Annotated in this window: 15 protein-coding genes, 2 pseudogenes and 1 riboswitch; of the genes and pseudogenes, 12 read left to right on the top strand and 5 right to left on the bottom strand. The window is 37.1% G+C overall.

Features of this window, described 5'->3' with window-relative positions; translation table 11 throughout:
* Together gcvH and gcvT are read right to left on the bottom strand one after the other, a co-directional pair.
* Positions 1–369 carry a glycine cleavage system protein GcvH gene (gene gcvH / locus ACFILT_RS00085; protein WP_375612294.1) on the bottom strand — a complete coding sequence of 123 codons (369 nt, stop codon included), beginning with the start codon at positions 367–369 and terminating at the stop codon, positions 1–3.
* A 6-nt stretch (positions 370–375) separates the two neighbouring features.
* The gene (gcvT, locus tag ACFILT_RS00080; RefSeq protein WP_375678932.1) at positions 376–1488 is read right to left on the bottom strand and encodes a glycine cleavage system aminomethyltransferase GcvT; all 1113 of its coding nucleotides are present in this window, start codon (positions 1486–1488) and stop codon (positions 376–378) included.
* A gap of 136 nt (positions 1489–1624) precedes the next feature.
* A riboswitch (glycine riboswitch) is annotated at positions 1625–1722 on the bottom strand.
* Positions 1723–2168: 446 nt separating this feature from the next.
* Here gcvT and ACFILT_RS00075 point away from each other — a divergent pair.
* The 4 genes and pseudogenes from ACFILT_RS00075 to ACFILT_RS00060 all read left to right on the top strand — a co-directional run bounded on the left by ACFILT_RS00075 (position 2169) and on the right by ACFILT_RS00060 (position 6647).
* On the top strand, positions 2169–2831 hold the full coding sequence (locus tag ACFILT_RS00075; RefSeq protein ID WP_375610818.1) for an LON peptidase substrate-binding domain-containing protein: 663 nt from the start codon (positions 2169–2171) through the stop codon (positions 2829–2831).
* Between the two features lie 13 nt (positions 2832–2844).
* Positions 2845–3051 (top strand): Trm112 family protein, encoded by a 207-nt coding sequence (locus tag ACFILT_RS00070; protein ID WP_273791466.1) that lies wholly within the window; start codon positions 2845–2847, stop codon positions 3049–3051.
* A gap of 887 nt (positions 3052–3938) precedes the next feature.
* A pseudogene (locus ACFILT_RS00065) lies at positions 3939–4352 on the top strand (helix-turn-helix domain-containing protein).
* Between the two features lie 1263 nt (positions 4353–5615).
* Entirely contained in the window at positions 5616–6647 is a 1032-nt protein-coding gene (locus ACFILT_RS00060) for an aspartate-semialdehyde dehydrogenase (RefSeq protein WP_375613639.1), read from the top strand.
* Positions 6648–6931: 284 nt separating this feature from the next.
* Here ACFILT_RS00060 and ACFILT_RS00055 read toward each other — a convergent pair whose 3' ends face one another.
* Entirely contained in the window at positions 6932–7570 is a 639-nt protein-coding gene (locus ACFILT_RS00055; RefSeq protein ID WP_375678931.1) for an SH3 domain-containing protein, read from the bottom strand.
* Positions 7571–8074: 504 nt separating this feature from the next.
* Here ACFILT_RS00055 and ACFILT_RS00050 point away from each other — a divergent pair.
* The 4 genes and pseudogenes from ACFILT_RS00050 to ACFILT_RS00035 form a co-directional block, all read left to right on the top strand.
* On the top strand, positions 8075–8893 hold the full coding sequence (locus tag ACFILT_RS00050; RefSeq protein WP_375678930.1) for a MetQ/NlpA family ABC transporter substrate-binding protein: 819 nt from the start codon (positions 8075–8077) through the stop codon (positions 8891–8893).
* Between the two features lie 48 nt (positions 8894–8941).
* Positions 8942–9976 carry a methionine ABC transporter ATP-binding protein gene (locus ACFILT_RS00045; protein ID WP_375613642.1) on the top strand — a complete coding sequence of 345 codons (1035 nt, stop codon included), beginning with the start codon at positions 8942–8944 and terminating at the stop codon, positions 9974–9976.
* A complete protein-coding gene (locus ACFILT_RS00040; RefSeq protein WP_375678929.1) occupies positions 9969–10628 on the top strand; it encodes a methionine ABC transporter permease in 660 nt (219 codons plus the stop codon). Before ACFILT_RS00045 ends, ACFILT_RS00040 begins: the two co-directional genes overlap by 8 nt.
* Before the next feature lie 451 nt (positions 10629–11079).
* Positions 11080–11378: pseudogene (locus tag ACFILT_RS00035) on the top strand (integrase); the annotation flags it as partial.
* Positions 11379–11549: 171 nt separating this feature from the next.
* Here ACFILT_RS00035 and ACFILT_RS00030 read toward each other — a convergent pair.
* Positions 11550–12029 carry a MaoC family dehydratase gene (locus tag ACFILT_RS00030; RefSeq protein WP_375678928.1) on the bottom strand — a complete coding sequence of 160 codons (480 nt, stop codon included), beginning with the start codon at positions 12027–12029 and terminating at the stop codon, positions 11550–11552.
* Positions 12030–12192: 163 nt separating this feature from the next.
* Between ACFILT_RS00030 and ACFILT_RS00025 the strand changes: the two genes are divergently transcribed.
* Positions 12193–13527: an NAD(P)H-dependent oxidoreductase gene (locus ACFILT_RS00025; RefSeq protein WP_375678927.1), complete on the top strand. Its 1335-nt coding sequence runs from the start codon at positions 12193–12195 to the stop codon at positions 13525–13527.
* An 899-nt stretch (positions 13528–14426) separates the two neighbouring features.
* On the opposite strand, the gene ACFILT_RS00020 is transcribed toward ACFILT_RS00025, so the two are convergent.
* Positions 14427–14696: a hypothetical protein gene (locus tag ACFILT_RS00020; RefSeq protein WP_375679400.1), complete on the bottom strand. Its 270-nt coding sequence runs from the start codon at positions 14694–14696 to the stop codon at positions 14427–14429.
* 1473 nt (positions 14697–16169) lie between these two features.
* Between ACFILT_RS00020 and ACFILT_RS00015 the strand changes: the two genes are divergently transcribed.
* The 3 genes from ACFILT_RS00015 to ACFILT_RS00005 are packed head-to-tail and all read left to right on the top strand — an operon-like array spanning position 16170 to position 18945.
* Positions 16170–16913, top strand: coding sequence for a creatininase family protein (locus ACFILT_RS00015; protein ID WP_375661860.1), 744 nt, complete (start codon positions 16170–16172; stop codon positions 16911–16913).
* Between the two features lie 21 nt (positions 16914–16934).
* Positions 16935–17963, top strand: coding sequence for a CobW family GTP-binding protein (locus ACFILT_RS00010; protein WP_375678925.1), 1029 nt, complete (start codon positions 16935–16937; stop codon positions 17961–17963).
* Positions 17964–17973: 10 nt separating this feature from the next.
* Positions 17974–18945, top strand: a complete 972-nt coding sequence (locus ACFILT_RS00005; protein WP_375678924.1) for a WD40 repeat domain-containing protein — start codon at positions 17974–17976, stop codon at positions 18943–18945.
* Positions 18946–19576: the final 631 nt, after the last annotated feature.

Genomic DNA, 19576 nt, shown 5'->3' with positions numbered 1-19576 from the left:
TCATCCAATCAAAGCCTTATAAGCATCTTTATCTAACAACCCCTCCAGTTGTGTCTCATCCTGCAATGTCATTTTCCATAACCAGCCTTCTGTTTCGGGTTTCTGGTTTACCAGTTCAGGATTATCAGCCAAGGCTTCATTTATTTCGACCACTTCACCATCAAGAGGAGCATAAACATCTGAAGCCGCCTTCACTGATTCTACAACAGCCGCCGCCTCTCCTTTGGAAAGTTTTGTTCCACTTTGTGGTAAATCAACAAAAACCAAATCCCCTAATTGCTCTTGCGCATAATGCGTAACCCCAACAGTCACCACTTGCCCTTCAACGCTAAGCCATTCATGGTCATGTGTAAAATAAGTTTTAGACATAAAAAATCATCCTTTAAAATAACGTTGTTCAACAAAGGGAAGAGAATGAACTGATAATACAATCTTTTTGCCTCGCAGTTCTGTAAAGACTTGTGTCCCTTCAACTTTAAAATCAACAGGAACGTAACCCATCGCGACAGGACCATCAAAAGAAGGACCAAAACCACCTGATGTTACAATGCCAATCTCATTACCTTGATCATCAAGAAGCACCGCACCGGCACGAATAGGTTGACGCGTTTGCGGTTTTAATCCAACACGACAACGAGCCGGTCCTTTTTGCAGTGCTTCAAGAAAAGCCTTTGCACCATAAAATTGTGCTTTTTCTCGAACACTTTTAGGAACAGCCCATGTTAGAGCCGCATCAATAGGTGTCGTATCAGGGGTAATATCATTTCCATGCAAACACAGCCCCGCTTCCAACCGCAAGCTATCGCGTGCGGCAAGTCCAATCCACTCAACACGAGAATCACTCAGCAATTTTTCAGCCAACATATGCGCATGCCCTATAGGCAAAGCAATTTCAAAACCATCCTCTCCCGTATAACCAGAACGCGTTATAAACCAATCCTGTTGTGGTTCGAATCCTTGCATAAAAAACAATTCATTCCCTGGTAAATCGGCATCAGCAAGAACAGCTGCCGCTTCAGGACCTTGAAGCGCAAGCAATACCCTTTCAAGGGCAATCACTTGACATTCAAAATCAACCGCACGCTTTTCCAATTCTACAAAATCAGCCTGTGCATTCCCAGCATTGGCGACCAACATAAAACGACCCTCTTCCAAACGGGTAATGATAAGATCATCAAGAATACCAGCCTGCTCATTAAGCAAATAATTATACCGTGAATGCCCAATCTTTAAAGCTGCTGCATCAATGGGAAAAGCATAGGACAAAAATTCCACAGCTTGTGCCCCTTCAACCGCAATCAATTTCATATGAGAAATATCAAAAAGTCCTGCATGTGCACGCGTATGAAGATGCTCTTTTAAAACGCCAAGAGGATAAGTTAAAGGCATGTTCCAACCCGCAAAAGCACCAAATTTTGCTCCTGCTTTTTCATGCAAATCATATAAAGGAAGTGTTTTTAAAAAAGATGTTTCTTGTGCTGTGCCCATAATAACTCCAAAGCTGCGCTAACGCCCACAGAATATGGCCGTCTCTGCCCCCTCTGTCATCAACCTGAGAGACTCGCGAAAAGATTTTTCGCTTACACCTTCGGCGCGGGTTCTCCCGACTTTCCAGATCTGCCTTCTTCCTTTTACGGTCCTTAAAGCCTGAGAGATTATGGGCTATTTCCCCTTCGGCGGCAATGCGAAAATTTGCAATCTGCACTCTCCCGCAAAAGAATGAAAGAAACGATAACGCTCTTTCCAGCATATTTAAACCTATAGCCTATCTTCATCACACTGTCATTAGTAAAGTGATGAAAATGTTCTCATTTTAAAACTTGCATAAGCTGCTTCAAAAGATTTATAATATTATCCTTTTGAACCTTACAAAAATTGCAAGCAACACATTTTAGGAAATTTAAGACAAAAATCAAAAGCTATAAACAAAAATACCTCTTGAAAATCATGCAAAACGTCACACACTAAAAAGATCGCAAAGCAATGTTCTTTCGCGCGCAGTTCAACCTTAAAAATAGGGTTTCATATTCTTTTTGAGAATAAGGACTTCAAATATTTTATAAGTATGATTTTAATGCACAAGAAGTAGGTTTTCTGCTTTCTCAATAGTGTTATAAATAGCGACTATTTACAGACTAAAACTACCGAACAAAGGTGACAAAATACTCATGAAAGCTGGTAATATCTCTTACAATTGCGAAAATGATCTTCCAAAGCAAATTGCTCTTTTTCCTTTAGAAGGTGCTCTCTTACTACCCGGTGGTTTTTTATCACTCAATATTTTTGAACCAGAATCACTTGAAATGATTGAAAATGTTATGGTAACTGATCGTCTATTGGGCATTATTCAACCACTTTCATCGGATACAGATCGCTTCTCTACACAACTTTATAAAACAGGCTGTATAGGGCGTATTACAAACTACAGTGAAACAGGAAACGGACAACTGTTCATTATCTTACAAGGTGTTTGCCGCTTCACTTTAGAACAAGAATTAAAAAACACAAAATCCTATCGAACAGCTCTCATCCAATCAAACATAAAAGACTTGCAAGAATTTGATATTGAAGAAAGCATTAACCGAGAGAACTTACTCGACGTTGTAGAAAAATATCTAACCATACATGAAATGGAATATAATTGGAGCAGCATCATAGAAGCCCCTACACCTATATTGGTTAATGCTTTTTCAGCTCTTATCCCCTTTACACCAGCAGAAAAACAAGCTCTCCTTGAAGCTCCAGATATCGAAAGCCGTGCCCAAACTCTTCTTGCATTAACAGAACGCTCGCTCATGAAACAAACAGGAACAGATTACCGCTTAAACTAATGAATGTCCAAACATGAAAAAAATGACCACAGATCCAAAAATGCTCGAATTGCTCGTCTGCCCAATGACGAAAGGTACTCTCTCTTTCAACCGAAAAACACAAGAGCTCATTTCTCTCAAAGCCAAACTTGCCTACCCTATTCGTGATGGCGTTCCCATTATGCTTGCCTCAGAAGCGCGCCCTTTGCAAAACAATGAAGAAATAACGCATAAAAAATAAAAAATCCTCATGCAATTTCCCTCTACAAGCCCACTGTTATCAAGTCTCTATCAATATGATATCTCAATATTTACGATTTCTGAAAAAAGAGTTTTACAATGAAGATATTTATATCGCTTTACACCTTGTAACAAAAGCCAAAAATATCATCAGATTCTCTCATTCCAGCCTGTTCATACTAAAGCAATCAAAACCATTCGCTTGCACCACACAAGCATCTGAATAAAAATGGCTCTTATGAACTTCTTAAAAGCAAGAATTATAATAACATTTTTAACCAACTCAGGTAAATGAAATTTATTATATTAAACATAAAGATTGTTATATTTCATGGACTTTAATTTATACTATTTACGAACAACATATTTGAGATACCTCGATTTAAGATGAATAAAAACGACAAGTTATATCATCTTATGTATACCATATCGGGACAAGAATATTTATCTGTTTGCGTAATCTTTGAAACGGAGAAGCAACCTAATTTTTGGGAAAAAACATAAAATCGTAAAGGAGAAAATCACCCCATTACCTTACCATCACCCTTTAATTTCGCTTTACAATTTTTACAAGTATCTAAAGTATCTCAAGCAATATTTTTTATGTATAATATACGCATTAATTACATGAAAACTTGAAAAAACAAACAAGAAACACTGTTGTAATTTCAATTGACGATTGAAAGTAATTGCCTTATGAAGAAGGCTTGTGTTTTTGGTCGTATACGCGACGATCAATAGGGCCTGGAAGCCCGAAACCGAGCATAAAGATTAGCCCGCTTTTGCGGATATCCCGGAATTTCCGGGGGCTCTTGTTGTGTCCAAGTGCTTTCAGCACTAAAAGCAAGGGGCTGTTTTGAGTCAGCACTGCCAGACCTCGGAATACTAATGCGAGGGCGCTCGCAACCGGTGGGGACATCAAGTGAAAGCCAACAATCTACATTTTTACGATATTTCTTTAGGCAAAAAAATTCGCTTCAGAAGAAACGTCATGGGGTTTTCTCAAAAACAATTAGGAAGTCATTTAGGCGTAACATTCCAACAAATCCAAAAGTATGAAAAAGGCTTAAATCGCGTAAGTGCAAGACGTTTACAGGAAATTGCTCATATATTAGATGTTCCCGTTTCCTTCTTTTATGCTGATGGCGCAAAAAAGAAGAGAACCTCTATCATTGTGATGACAGAATAGCAAGCAAAGCAGAATATTTACTTTTAAAAAATTTCAGAATACTGACCCGCAAAAAACAAAGAGCAATTTTGCAGTTGATTTCTGATGAAAAAAATAACCCCTTATTTTCATAAGTTCATTGCAAAGATAATCAAAGTCCTTAATAATATTGACAAGAATTGTGACTGTCTCCCCACACTTCATGAGAATGAAAATGCTTAATCTAATCTGATTTGTAAATAATCCGAATTCTAACGAGTTTAACTTAGAAATAGTGCATTGATTTATAATGATAATCTAACGTTATTGATATTGAATAAGTGTTCCGAATATCGTAAAATTCTTTCATTTCAAACGTGTTCTATATTGAATCAATCAAAATCACTGTTGGCACATTACAAGCAAAGTTGGCGTGTGAGTAAAAATGTACAAAAAGGCATACCTCTTATTGAATCGTCTCACAAACCAAGAGCTGTAACGACATTGTGTGCTGAAAAAATGGATGATGGTGCTAACTTGCTCTTTTATTAAACGTAAATATGGGGGTGTTCAACGGCTGACTTTCCACTCATATAAGTCACTTAAAAAAGGCTTGCCAAACAAGCCTAAGAATATTCCCACACACTAAAAAACACTTAAATATATCGAGAAAGCTTAAAGATCTTATACCATCATACTCCAAATAATGATATTTTATAGCATAACAGGATTAAAGTAAAAATAAGAAATATAAATTAAAAATAGACACGAAAAACTATATGTATAACTTTCATAAGAATTTATCTATATATGGATACTTAAGTTTATCCTGTTGTGCCATAAATTCTATCATTTAAGGTATGAGGATATGAAGCACGCATACCTCCTTGAAACATTCAAATGTTTTTTAGATGCCCAATATCTTTTTAAATATTTTTAGGCCTGCTTGTTGAGCCTTTAGTTTAAGTGAAAAATGAGAAGCCGCTAGAATCTAGCTGTTTACAGACTGTAATAGGAAGCTTCGCTTTTAAAGGCATAGGGAGAAAATCAAATAATTCAACAATTAACAGATAAAGTATAAAAAGATTCCACCAACGCGATACGTAATACCATCTTTAAAAAATTCAAAAGTGTGAAGGTACACATTGACAGAAGATAAGGAATTCACTTAATTAAAGTGTTTTCTAAAGAGATAATAGCTTAGCGTAAAATATTCAATTTTTTCAATTCTGAAAGATTAAAAGAGACGTATTATTTGAAATAAAACAATTTATTGTGCTAATGATGATGATTGGTGTGCACAAAATTGAGTTGTTGAAAATCAAAAATATAATTTAATGATGTTCCTTGACCAACTCACTCTCTCCTGAGTATAGCACGGGGAATAAACGTGGAGAGACATGAGGAGTATATAGAAAATGAGTTATAAAGTTGCAATTGTCGGCGCAACCGGAAATGTTGGTCGTGAAATGCTTACAATTTTAGAAGAACGTGGTTTTCCTGCACATGAAATTGTCCCTCTAGCATCACGACGCTCATTAGGACAAGAAGTTTCTTATGGAGATAAAACTTTAAAAGTAAAAGCACTGGATACTTACGATTTTTCTGACACAGATTTTTGTCTTATGTCTGCGGGAGGGAGCATTTCCAAAGAATACGCCCCTAAAATTGCTGCTGCCGGCTGTGTCGTCATCGATAATTCCTCCACGTGGCGCTATGATGCCAATGTTCCGTTGATAGTCCCTGAAGTCAATGGCGAAGCTATAAATGCCTTTTCTAAGCGTAATATTATAGCAAATCCTAATTGTTCAACAATTCAACTGGTCTTAGCTTTAAAACCTCTCCATGATGCTGCAATCATTAAACGTGTTGTTGTCTCTACATATCAGTCTGTTTCTGGAGCTGGTAAAGAAGGAATGGACGAACTTTTCGAACAATCACGTGCAGTTTTTGTTGCAGACCCAATTACATCAAAAAAATTCACTAAACGCATTGCCTTTAATGTCATTCCTCATATCGATGTTTTCATGGAAGATGGTTATACAAAAGAAGAATGGAAAATGACGGTTGAGACGAAGAAAATTCTCGATCCGAAAATTAAATTAACAGCCACTGCTGTTCGGGTCCCTGTCTTTATCGGTCATGCCGAAGCCGTCCATGTTGAATTTGAAAAACCACTAAGCGCATCTGAAGCACAAGCGCTCCTCCGCGATGCACCAGGCTGTCAGCTTATCGATAAACACGAAGATGGTGGTTATACCACACCTTATGAAGGTACCGGAGAAGATGATACCTTTATTAGCCGTGTTCGTGAAGATATCACCGTTGAAAATGGTTTAGCTTTCTGGGTTGTCGCCGATAATTTAAGAAAAGGGGCAGCATTGAATGCCGTTCAAATTGCTGAATTGCTCATTTCTCGTAATTTGATAAAGCCTAAGTCCGCAAATTAACGCCCTGTCCGAAAGGACAAAGAACCCCTAGCCGGTCTGTCAAAAGTCCGGCTTCTCTTCAGTATAACCTTCCCCAGCTGAAGGTTCATATCACCATCCTAAAGAACTGTAATCCAAGGTATTGTCAAATTTGACTCGGAATATCCTTGAATGCCTCGCCACCTTAAGTTAAGCATTGCCGCCTTAATGACATTTTACGGTACAATAGGATCAGCAGCATAAGCATTGTTTGCTTCATGCTGCTGATCCTTTTTGTCATTCCGGTTGTGAAATTAACTTTACCCTTATCGAGCAGGATAGGTCACGACACGGTAACGCGTTTCATTACGTTCAAAATTTTTGTAATTGACATTATCAGGAAAGGAGGGATTATAAGCACTCACGTGCTTTACAGAAACGCCTTGTGCTTTTTGCGACGGATTTAAAATTGTTCGTTCATCCCTTTTTTTAACACCTGTAGAATCGATAATCATATCTGTTCTGTATAGTTTTTGCATATTTTCCCGTGTTTTTTGAATCGCCGGAAGAGCTTTAAAGTCGGAAACAGCCTGTTTTACTTTTTCTTTTGGCGATTTTACCATGGATTTTGATTTTGCTGGCATCTTTTTAAAAGCAATGGTAGGAACATCGTTAACATTGACGTAACGTGCAGATGCCCAACCAACTTTTCCATGATAACCAAGAGAACACCAAGTTTTATTGGATAGGCAGCCATAAATTTGCACTTTTGCTCCCATTGGAACCATTGCGATAACTTTATAAGCTGTCGCAGGGCCTGTGCGTAAAGATACCTGACCTGATGCAACACGAGCAACTGTTCCTGTAATGGTTCCAGCTTGTGCGTGAAAAGCAGTCACAGCCACCCCTGACGCTCCTAAAGCCCATAAAGTCATCATTGTTGATAAAAATTTCTTTCTTAACATTATTTTTCTTCCTCTCTAAAACATATGAAGGACAAAAATTCGCCTTTGCAAAAATTTGCCGCGTTTAAATCCAATGATCAGCAACCTTTATTCCCCCCCAAAACCCCACAACATTGCAACAAAATTTCTCTTTATCGCCTACACGAACACGGCCTTTTGATCTTGATTGCGCAGTATGTTCTTCATGAATTTACGGCTAAAGCATCATCTGATTGTCCGGTTCTTCAACCAATTGTCCCTTACAGAAGTTTTTAAAGGGGCATTGGTTCCCTCAACAAATGATTGCAATAAAAGAATTAATTATTTGAATTTCAGAGAATTTCTATGAACAAATGATGATCAGCCCCCCAAACAACTAAAATAGAAGGAAAAATAATACTCTTTAAAAAATAAAAGTGATTGAATATTCTCTAAAGCTTGTATAACTTTAAATCTGCCTAAAAAAATACAGAGTATATTGAAACTTCCCTCAAAAAATTTCTCGAAAAAGAAAGTTAAAAGCACATGACATTAAAAAATTTTTCTCGCGGTCAGATTATAGGGTTATTCCTCTCTCTCTTTGCACTTTTTTTGTCTACTGCTTTTTCCATGGCCGCAGACAAAACAAAAATCAAACTTGGTATTATGGAAGGGCGGGATGCGATTATTTGGAAAACAGCTGCTGAACAGGCTAAAAAAGCCGGTTTAGATATTGAACTCGTTTATTTTTCTGATTACGCTTTGCCTAATGATGCTGTTAACGCAGGAGAGATCGATGCGAATGCTTTTCAGCACGCCCCTTATCTTAATGAACAAATGAAACAACGTGGCTATAAACTTTCAATTGTCGGCTATACATTTATTGCTCCAATCGGTGTTTACTCACACAAAATAAAAGACTTAAAAGATCTTCGTGATGGTGCACATGTTGGTATTCCGAACGACCCATCTAATGGTGGAAGAGCCTTACTTCTTCTTAATTCTTTAGGTCTCATTAAGTTAAAAGATCCTCATAATATTCTTGCATCTCCACTTGATATTATCGAAAATCCTAAAAACCTGCAAATTCGTGAGCTCGATGCCGGTATGTTAGGACGAGCTATTGACGATTTTGACCTTGCAATTATAAACACAAACTGGGCTATTGTTTCCGGATTAAACTTCGAAAAAGATGTAGTCGCATGGGAGAGCGCAAAAAATAATCCTTATGATAATATCATCGTTGTACGCACGAGCGAAAAAGATGAACTATGGGTTAAAAAATTAGTTGCCGCTTACAACAACGATCTTATCCGTGCAAAAATCAAAGAGATTTTTGGCAATACCGCCCAAACATCTTGGTAATTGTGCCAAATATCTGAATAACTGTGCCAAATATCCGAGTAATTGTGAATGGAAAAACCTACTCTTATCTCCTTAAAAAACATCAGCCGTTGTTTTAACAAAACGGCTGGTGTTCCGGTGATTAATAATCTCTCTTTAAATATCCATGCTGGTGAAATCCTTGGCATTATTGGGCGCAGTGGAGCAGGAAAATCAACACTTATTCGCTGTTTAAATGGGTTAGAGAAGATTGATGCAGGATCCATTTTTTTTGAAGATGTTGATATTTCTAATCTATCAGAGATAGAATGGGCGCCTTACCGTCAACGAATTGGGATGATTTTTCAACATTTCAATCTTCTCTCATCGCAGAATATTCTTGATAACATTGCATTGCCACTTAAATTAAGTGGTGTAAGTAAAAAACAACGCCACAAACGTGCCCTTGAACTGATTGAATTGGTTGGGTTATCTGGGAAAGAATATTGCTATCCGGCACAATTGTCCGGGGGACAAAAACAACGCGTTGGCATTGCTCGTGCGCTTGCTGCTAATCCTAAAATATTGTTATCAGATGAAGCCACCTCTGCTCTTGACCCTGAAACAACACAATCTATTCTAGAGCTCCTTGCTGATATTAATAAACACCTCAATCTCACGATTGTGCTCATCACCCATGAAATGGAAGTTGTGCGCACCATAGCGCATCGCGTTGTTGTTCTTAATCAGGGAAACATTGTAGAAGAAGGACGTGTGAAAGACATCTTTACATCACCGCAAGACGATACAACCATAGCCATGCTCAAGCTTGTAACCCCGCAACTTCCTGAAAAATTTGCGAAAAATCTCAAACCAATCGGACGAGAAGCTGTCATTGAAATTAATATTGCCGGTGAAATTGCCCAGCAGCCTTTTCTTCATCTTCTAGAAAATGAGAGTGGTTTAAAAGCACGTATTTTGCATGGTGGCATTGATACAGTTCAAGATGAAACCATCGGGCGACTCTTCTTGGCTCTTCCTGGAGAAGATAAAGAAGCTTTAGAAAAAGCTGTTCAATGGTTAACGAAAAAAGGACGATATTGTGAGGTCTTAGGCTATGTTTAATGTTCTGTCTCATGAACTTCCCCAAGCTGTTATTGATACAATATTGATGACACTTAGTGCTTCTATTATGGCATTTATTATAGGGCTTCCCCTTGGTCTTCTTCTTCACACAACAGCACGCGGAGGGATTTTTTCCTCATCTCTCATCAATCGCCCTTTAAGCATGATCATTGACAGTATTCGTGCCATTCCCTTTATCATTCTTGCATTTTATCTTCTTCCCGTTACGCGTATCGTTGTAGGAAGAGGGATAGGAATGCCTGCTGTAATTTTTATACTGACCATTTCAGCTATCCCTTTTTATGCACGCATGGCGGAACTCTCTTTTAAAACCGTTGAAAACGGTCTCATTGAAGCGATCCGCTCGATGGGTGCAAGTCGTCTTCAAATTATCAGACATGTTCTTATTCCTGAAGCTCTCCCTAGCCTGATTACAGGTTTTACAGTCATGGTCATTTCTCTTATAGGAGCCACCTCACTTGCTGGATATCTTGGTGGAGGCGGTTTAGGGGATATGGCAATCCGCTATGGCTACCAACGCTACAATACCTTCATCATGACCATCGTCATCATCCTTTTGATCGTGCTTAATATTACAACCCAATGGACTTCTGATAAAATCGTACAAAAACTTGATAAAACAAAACATTAAAAGACTTAGAATTTCACATGCCAATACCATCATCCCCTTTGCCACTTTCCAAGTGCACCAACCCTTGCCTATCGAAAACACTCATAAGAGATTAGAAACTTTTTTCTTAAACAGTTTTTATCTCTCCCCATCCGTTTGTAACATGAAAGAAAATAGTTTTAATGGCTTTAATATAAAAGAATATAAAAGGGGATAAAATAAGAGATCTCACAGTATGTGAGACTCTCTTTAAATTAAGACATTGGTCACGACCTTTCCCAGCCTTAGATAACACATTGAATTTATAATGATAATATGGCGTTATTCATATTGAATGAGAACTCTGAATACCGTAAGATCCTCTCATTCCCAATTTGTTCCATATAGAATCAACCAAAACCTCTCGCTTGCACGTTACAAGCGGGAAGAGCCGTGTGAGTAAAACTATACAAGAAAGAAAGGCATGCCTCTTATGAATTATCTCCAGCGCCAAGACCTGTCTTAACATTGGCGGCTAGCATATAATATGATGGTGTCGGCTTTCTTCTTCACAAGCATAAAGATAGGGGCGCTCAATGGCTTTATCGTTATACTATTCACAGGCACCATTGCGAAATAGGTGTGACGAGCGTTGAGAAATGTTGCTTTAAAATAAGCCCGTGAATTGGCAACGCAAGTACATTCCATTTGAAGCGTTCTGTTTTACGTGATGGGTATGATCCCATTAAAGAACGCTATAAACAAAAGCGTGAAGCAATGCACTATCTTCATTAGGAAACTCCTCTTCAAAACGATCTAGGAAAGATAGCAAACTGCTCTGGCTATCAACGCTATGATAGCTCCACCATATCTATCATTCTATAGATTATTCTCAATATCATCATTGAAGAAACTTCTAATAGAATTGTATAAAAATTTTATAAAATAAAGCACTCAAATAATCTAGATATTGGAAGGTTTTTCTTCCACAACAGCAACAATAAGCCATTGAGCTGTAAGAGCTGGTTTTTTTAACTTTTCAATTTCCACCGTAACCCCATAATGGAAAACCACTCGACCAGAAGGGCGAATTTCTGCGTCGTCTAACACAAAACGCGCACGTATCCGTACCCCTGTTTTCACAGGACTCATGAAGCGTACTTTATCGAAACCATAATTAATCCCCATTGTGCTCCCTTCCAACTCTGGAAGAGCTTCATAAGCGAGCGTAGACAAAAGCGATAATGTTAAAAAACCATGAGCAATCGTGCCGCCAAAAGGTGTTTTTTTAGCCTTTTCCTCATCAACGTGTATCCATTGATGATCATCTGTAGCACATGCAAACTGATTAATCATATTCTGTGTAACAAGACGCCACTCCGATAATCCCATTTCTTTCCCAATAAAACTGGTGACATCTTGTACGACTATTTTTTGCTGCATAACGCTATTCCTATTTTATTTGATAAAAGAAACCACCCCTCTTGCTTTTATAAAGTCCATTGATTAGAGCATCAAGAATAAAAGATTAATTGTCTTAAAAACAAATGCACCTTATGAATGAGAAAAGCTCTTTAGCAGAATAGTTTTCAAATAGGAAAAAAGAATGGCAAGCAATGTGAACCTAACAGGTTTAGCGCATGATTTGAAACAACGTGCAGAAAACCATCCCCCCATCCGTATTGGACTGATTGGTTGTGGTGAAATGGGCACAGATTTATTATCAAGTATTGCGCATATGGATGGTATAACAGTCGTTGCTGTAGCCACGAGGACACCGTCACGTATTTTTGATGCCGCTACACTAGCCTATGGCGAAGATGGACATGTCTGTGAAGTTGAAAATACTTATGCTCTCACCCAAAGCATTGAAAAGGGTTTGATTGCAGCAACAGATGATATTAACCTTGTTTTGCGCCATGAACAAATTGATATTATCGTTGATGCAACAGGCTATCCCGAAGCAGGAGCAGAGATTGGTATCAAAGCGCTTGAGAATAACAAACATCTTGTCATGATGAATGTTGAAGCAGATGTTACAATTGGCGCTTATCTCAAACATGAAGCAGAAAAACGAGGGCTCATTTATACACTTGGTGCCGGCGATGAACCTACTTCTTGTATGGAACTCATAGAATTTGTTTCAGCCCTTGGACATAAGATTGTTGCAGCGGGTAAAGGAAAAAATAATCCTCTGCGCTTTGATGCTACACCTGACGCTTACGAAGAAGAAGCATTCCGGCGTAATATGAATGTGCGCATGTTGGTTGAATTTATTGATGGTTCCAAAACGATGGTTGAAATGGCAGCCATTGCCAATGCCACCGGACTTCTCCCCGATTGCCCAGGAATGCATGGACCACGAGCAGCGCTACAAGATTTAAACAAAGTGCTTATTCCAAAGCAAGATGGGGGCATTTTACAGCAATATGGTGTTGTAGATTATTCAATAGGTCAAGGTGTTTCACCAGGTGTTTTTGTAATTGCCGAAATAGCACACCCCCGTTTACGCGAGCGTATGGAAGATTTAAAAATTGGTCAGGGGCCTTACTTCACCTTTCATCGCCCCTATCATTTAACAGCAATGGAAGTTCCCCTCACCTGTGCACGTATTATGCTTTATGGCAAAAAAGATATGGTCCCTCTTAGCCATCCCGTAGTAGAAGTCTGTGCTGTTGCTAAAAAAGATTTACATCCAGGTGATCAGCTAGACTTTATCGGTCTTTATACTTATCGTGCTTGGATAATGAACATTTCAGAAGCACGCGCTCACCAAGCCATTCCTTGTGGTCTTTTAGAAAAAGCAACAGTAACAGCTGCAATTAAAAAAAACGAACTCATTACAGTACATAATACTGCTATTCGTGAAGATCAATGGATTGCACGTCTTCGTGCTAAACAAGACCTTTTACTTCATTGCCCTTCTTCCGCTAAGCTATAAGTACTCCTGAATTACCTTACTTAACAGCATCTTTCCCTTACACAACAGAACAACCCAAAATACACCTCTATCGCAAACACAGGTTTATATTTTAATAAAAGCATTTTCCAACGATGCACATCACCACTTCCCTCTCACAATATGTCCCGTAAATGCGACAGTATAAACCACTCCATGAGATGGCATAAGATTCATTGTGTATCACTATCTTTACTCTATGAAGATACAAACCAGCACCATCATTTATTTGCCAATACTACAACAGTCCTTGAACCTTAGAGATAATTCATGAGAAGAATTTTTACTCTTTTTTTTTTTAATAATTTTATCCATACACGAACGCAACTTGTTATACGTAAAAAATACTTTTGATGGATTTAACATAAACAAATTTAAAATGATAAATAATAATTTCTCATTTTTCTTATTGCATAAGAGCCATGGATATAGGGATATTTTTTATTTTATCCCCTTATGAAAGATAAAAAAATTTAAAAAGGATAAAATATACCTTTGATGAATAATCTTCATATGAGAAAAGGTAGACAATATTAAAAGACTGATAAAGATAGTAAGTATACTAGCCTTATTACTAGAAAATAATCATAAACTGTAAAAAAAAATCAGGTTACGCTAATTTGTAAAAAAAAACATAAATGTAGGATCTTGAACTTTAATAATGTTAATAAAAGCTACATTTAGTATTAAGAGTAGTAATTTTATTATCTAGTATAGTATAAATAATAAAATATTTATTTTTTAAAAATAATGAAGTGAACAAAAAAATCCTCGACTCTGTCGATGAGTTTTCTACTAAAGTGTACTGAATATTGCAAAAAGAGATACAACAGCACCTAATACATCCCCAATACATAAAGAAGCAAGAAGTGATAAAATACCTATCCCCCCCAAAAGGCTGAACCTGAAAAGGCAGCAGCTTTTTCAGGTTTCCCTAAAGCAATAACATCTTGTTCCTCAACGCCTTGAATAACAACTCTATCCACAGCTTTAATAGCTACATTTTTTTCTAGTGTAGGAATAGTAATTGCCATTTTCTCTTGAACTTTATTTTTTACAAAACTTGCATTTCCCTCTATAGTTTGTACAAAAAAAATAATAAATAGTGTAAAAGTAAATGAACATACACGATTTTTAAATATTTTAAACATAGCTTTCTTTGCTCCTCTTTTTCTTCACTGAAAAAATGAAAGAATATTCACATATATAAAAACCAAAATTTATATTTAAGCATTTATATATTGCACATAATAAAATATTATATGTAATTTTGTTATTATAATATAACACATTATGTATTACATGTAAAGATAAAAAACAATAAATGATAAAAATAATTTATTCCTTTTACGCCATAATAACTCAAGATACCAACAGTAATATTTTGTCATTTTTATTGCTATAATTAAAAATAATAATAATTTATTAAATTTCTTATTATAAGAAATATTACGAAACAAATTCATTTAAAAAATTATATAATAGAGCTTTTATAAATAATTTAAAATGTAATTAATTTTAAAGAACTATAAAATTTAAAACTGCCAATATAATGATATATGATTGTCTATTATTTCAATAAATATAAAAATGAAATAGCACTTAATGGATTTTTATTATATCACTCATCAGTAATACTGAAAAATAAAATTGGTATCAAATAAAAACTTGATCTAAAACAAATCTATCCTAATAAAACAAGTTTAAATAGTGTACTATTTTTCTATAAAACAGGTATAAAGTGTAAAAAAACAATTAAAGATCTCTATCTTCAAATGGAAGAGACGTTAATAAAATGATTCTCAACTTTTACTGATATATAAAAAGAAAAAATACTGCATAGCATCTTAAAAAAGGTAATTCAGCCCCCTTTATCCCATACAGCATAAAGAACACAAAATATTGACTTTCAAACCTAATAAAACAAACGCATAAAATAAGTAAATCTATCAGATTTACAAAAAAATTATAAGCAATACTAGAACACCAACAAACTACCTAAAACCAGATAAAAAGAGAGTCATGAAAAATGAGATGATCCCCAAAATACTGAAAAAACTTTCTTTCTTAATTTTCATAAAAGTTATTCCATATTTTTCGTCAATATTGTAGAGCGCAGCCTTATTTATATTTTGAGTAATTATATTTACTCTGTATTAGTAAAAAATAATTCTCTTTGAAACAAATTTTTGGCAATATTCACATAACTGTCTGCAATTTGTGCAAAATAAATAATAACAATAAAGAATTAATCAAATGCTTTAAAGAAAAGGAATATATAAAATTACTAAAAAATCACATTTTCAATAAATAATGAAAATATTTTTCATTATTTGATGTATAAATATTTAATATGTATGAATATTTACTTATTAAAAATGAGAATATGAATCAGAAATACTTACAAAAGATAATTATCTTGAGAAATATTGCCTCATATTACAGAAAAGTTGCGTTGGCTTTGCTCAATAAAAGCTTCTCTATTTTTAACAAAGCTCTCATTTTTATGCATCCATATGTGATGTAAAAAGACGCCTATTTGCGTTTCTCTTATAGATAGATTAAATAGTGACAGCACCTTCGATCACTTTGTCTATGTTAACTTCTCTTTTAGGCAATAATTTATGGTATCTAACAGGCCTTTTCTCGCTCTTTTACCTTTGGGCGCACACGAATATCACGGAGAGCACCTTCCTTTCGAAACCGACTGGATTATAGCTGAAGCTTTTGCAAAAGCCCTCACTTTACAAACAAAAGAGCAGTTTCATATCGCACTTTTACCGGTTGAAAAGATTGGCTATTCTATAGAACATATGGATGTTACAGGTACACAAACCCTTACCTTTTCTGATGCGATTAAGCGATGGATAAAGATTGGTGAAAACTGTTATCACAAAGGGATCAACCGTCTTCTTCTTCTCAATGCTCACGGAGGAAATTCACCTTTAATGAGCATTGTTATCACCGAATTACGAAAGCGCCTTTCCATGCTCGCTGTAGCAACAAGCTGGAGCCGTTTTGGTTTACCACAAGGTCTCATGGAGCCATCTCAACAACATCTTGATATCCATGGAGGCTTTATCGAAACCTCTCTCATGCTCTATTTAGCACCAGAAAAAGTCCATATGGAAAAGGCAGAAAATTTTCATAATAAACAAGCGGATATGATTGCCAATTATCGGTATTTACGTGCTTATGGTCCTCATGCCTTTGGTTGGACAATGAAAGATCTAAATACGCAAGGTGCGGCAGGAAATGCAAGCAAAGCAACACCACAAGCCGGTGAAGCAATCTTTTCTCATGTTCTGTCTCAGCTTCGTGATTTACTTGATGATATCAATCGATTTAACATAAACACATGGCAATAAAGAACAATAAAAGGTCTCTCCATGGAAACGATACACCCCAAAAAACTTCCCGTTACGGTTCTCACAGGCTATCTTGGTGCTGGAAAAACCACCCTTCTCAACCGCATTCTCAGTGAAAATCATGGCAAACGTTATGCCGTCATTGTCAATGAATTTGGTGAAATTGGTATTGATAATGACCTGATCATTGAATCAGACGAAGAAATTTATGAAATGAATAATGGCTGTGTTTGCTGCACCGTACGTGGTGATCTCATTCGCATTCTAGAAAGTCTGATGCAACGTTCTCATCGATTTGATGCGATCATTATAGAAACGACAGGACTTGCTGATCCCGTTCCCGTAGCACAGACCTTTTTCATGGATGATACTATCCATGAAAAAACAGCTCTCGACAGTGTCATAGCAGTCGTTGATGCAAAGCATTTTCCCTCTCAATTAAAAACAAGTCGTGAAGCTGAAGACCAAATTGCTTTCGCGGATATTATTCTTTTAAATAAGATTGATCTTGTCACCCAACAAGAACGCAGCCATGCTGAATCCCTTATTCTGGCCATTAATCCTCGCGCTATACTCTATACAACACAGCGCACCAATATCCCTCTTGAGACACTCCTTAATCGTGGTTTTTTTGATCTCCAACAGACTCTCGATCATGAACCTCATTTTCTCGATCACGAACATACACACCAACATGCCAACCATGTGTGCGGTCCCGATTGTCATCATGACCATTATCACGCATCCACCATTCATGATATTACCATCACTTCTGTAAGTTTAAAAACAGATGCTCTGCAACCAGAAAAGTTTTTCCCTTGGATCCAGCAGGTTACACAGCAACAAGGGCCTGATATCTTGCGTCTTAAAGGCATTATCGCCTTTCAAGGAGACGATGATCGTTACGTCATTCAAGGGATACATATGCTTCTTGAAGGACAACATCAACGCCCATGGCGTGAAGATGAAAAACGAGAAAGTCGCCTTGTTTTTATAGGACGCTCTCTTGATGCTGAAAAATTAAAAACTGGTTTTGAAAATTGCGCATAAGTGAGTGATAATGCCAAACATTACCCATTATGATCTCAAAAGTTACTGCCTTTCCTGCGGTTTTATAGGCAATAAACCAGCCTTTGTTTCCGTAGAAGGTTTCATTGTTTTTTTTAATCCAACCCCACAAATCGTTGAAGTTCACCAAGGAATAATTTCAAGCCATTTTTCCCATGACAATACCGCGATCATCACCGGTGGAGAAGATGGAAAAGTCTGTCAAACAACCGCAGCAGATCACACGGAAGTGTTAAGCCAAAAAGAACGCAAATGGATAAACAACGTTGCTTTTGGTCCACAAAAAGCTTTTGCTTTTTCCTCCTCACACCTCGTATTTGCGCATATTGGAAAAGAACGACAAGAGCTCACACATGAACGCAGTGTAGAAGGCCTTGCTTTTGCCCCAAAAGGTTTGCGACTTGCCGTTGCCCATTACAATGGAGTCACTCTTCATTGGTTATCAACGCAAATATCTCCCACCACATTGGTATGGAAAGGAGCTCATTGTGGTGTCACCTTTTCACCAGACAACCGCTATGTCATTTCCACCATGCAAGAAAACGCCTTACACGGCTGGCGTCTCACTGATAATCAGCACCTCCGCATGAGCGGCTATCCAAGCAAAGTCAAAAGCTGGTCTTGGAGCGCAAAAGGAAAATGGCTAGCAACATCAGGTGCCTCTGCCGCAATTGTTTGGCCCTTTCATACAAAAGATGGCCCCATAGGAAAAACACCTCTAGAACTAGGCACACGAGCAAATGCACTTGTTAGCACCGTTTCATGCCACCCAAACAAAGAAATTGTAGCAATAGGCTTCAATGATGGAATGATTTTAGCGGCACAATTCCATGATGGAAAAGAAGTCCTTCTAAAAGGTTATGGGAAAAGTGCTATCTCAGCACTTAATTGGGATCAAGCAGGGCAAAACCTCTCCTTCGGTAGCGAAAATGGTGAATGTGGTATAATCAATATCACTGATTAAATTACACCAACAAACGCAATCATCGCCGATAAAAATGCCCACACAATCCTCCATAAATCTTATCCCCTTGCATCTCCAGAGCTCTCAGAAATCCTATCTCCCTAATCTCCCCCCCAAAAATCTCCTAAAATCTTCGTAATCATTAAATCGTCCCTCTTCCTTTCCTCCCCCTTTAGACAAAAAAATACCTTAAACATGTTTTTTGACCTTTTAACATTGCTACCCCCATACAAGAATAAAAACATCACCCTCAAGACCGCCCCCCATCTCCCTATAAACATCTATATAGGCTACATACTTCCACAAAAGCATTTTTCTTAAAAATTCGGCAAAAAATAGCTGATATCATCATTGAAACAACGATTTATTCTTACGATCAGAAGAAGGGAATTCAATACTATTTTCCTAAATAAAAAATTTTTTGATTTCCCCCTCTAAAGAGCAAAGTTTCCTACGAGCAAGCCTTCCACACTTTAGTTTCTTGCCTAGAAAATTCTATCTAATAATCATTTCATGGAGCTTCTATTACCGCCCTCTGTTCCGGTATCTCCTTCATCTCTGGATACTGTTTCTCCTCCTTCTGCCCCTGTTGAACCAAAGCCTTCTCAGTCCTCTGATCCTTTAGATCCTT

This window comes from Bartonella sp. AP7XZML (genome assembly GCF_042195745.1).
Taxonomy (GTDB): Bacteria; Pseudomonadota; Alphaproteobacteria; order Rhizobiales; family Rhizobiaceae; genus Bartonella.
This window is presented reverse-complemented; position numbering and strand designations above follow the sequence as displayed.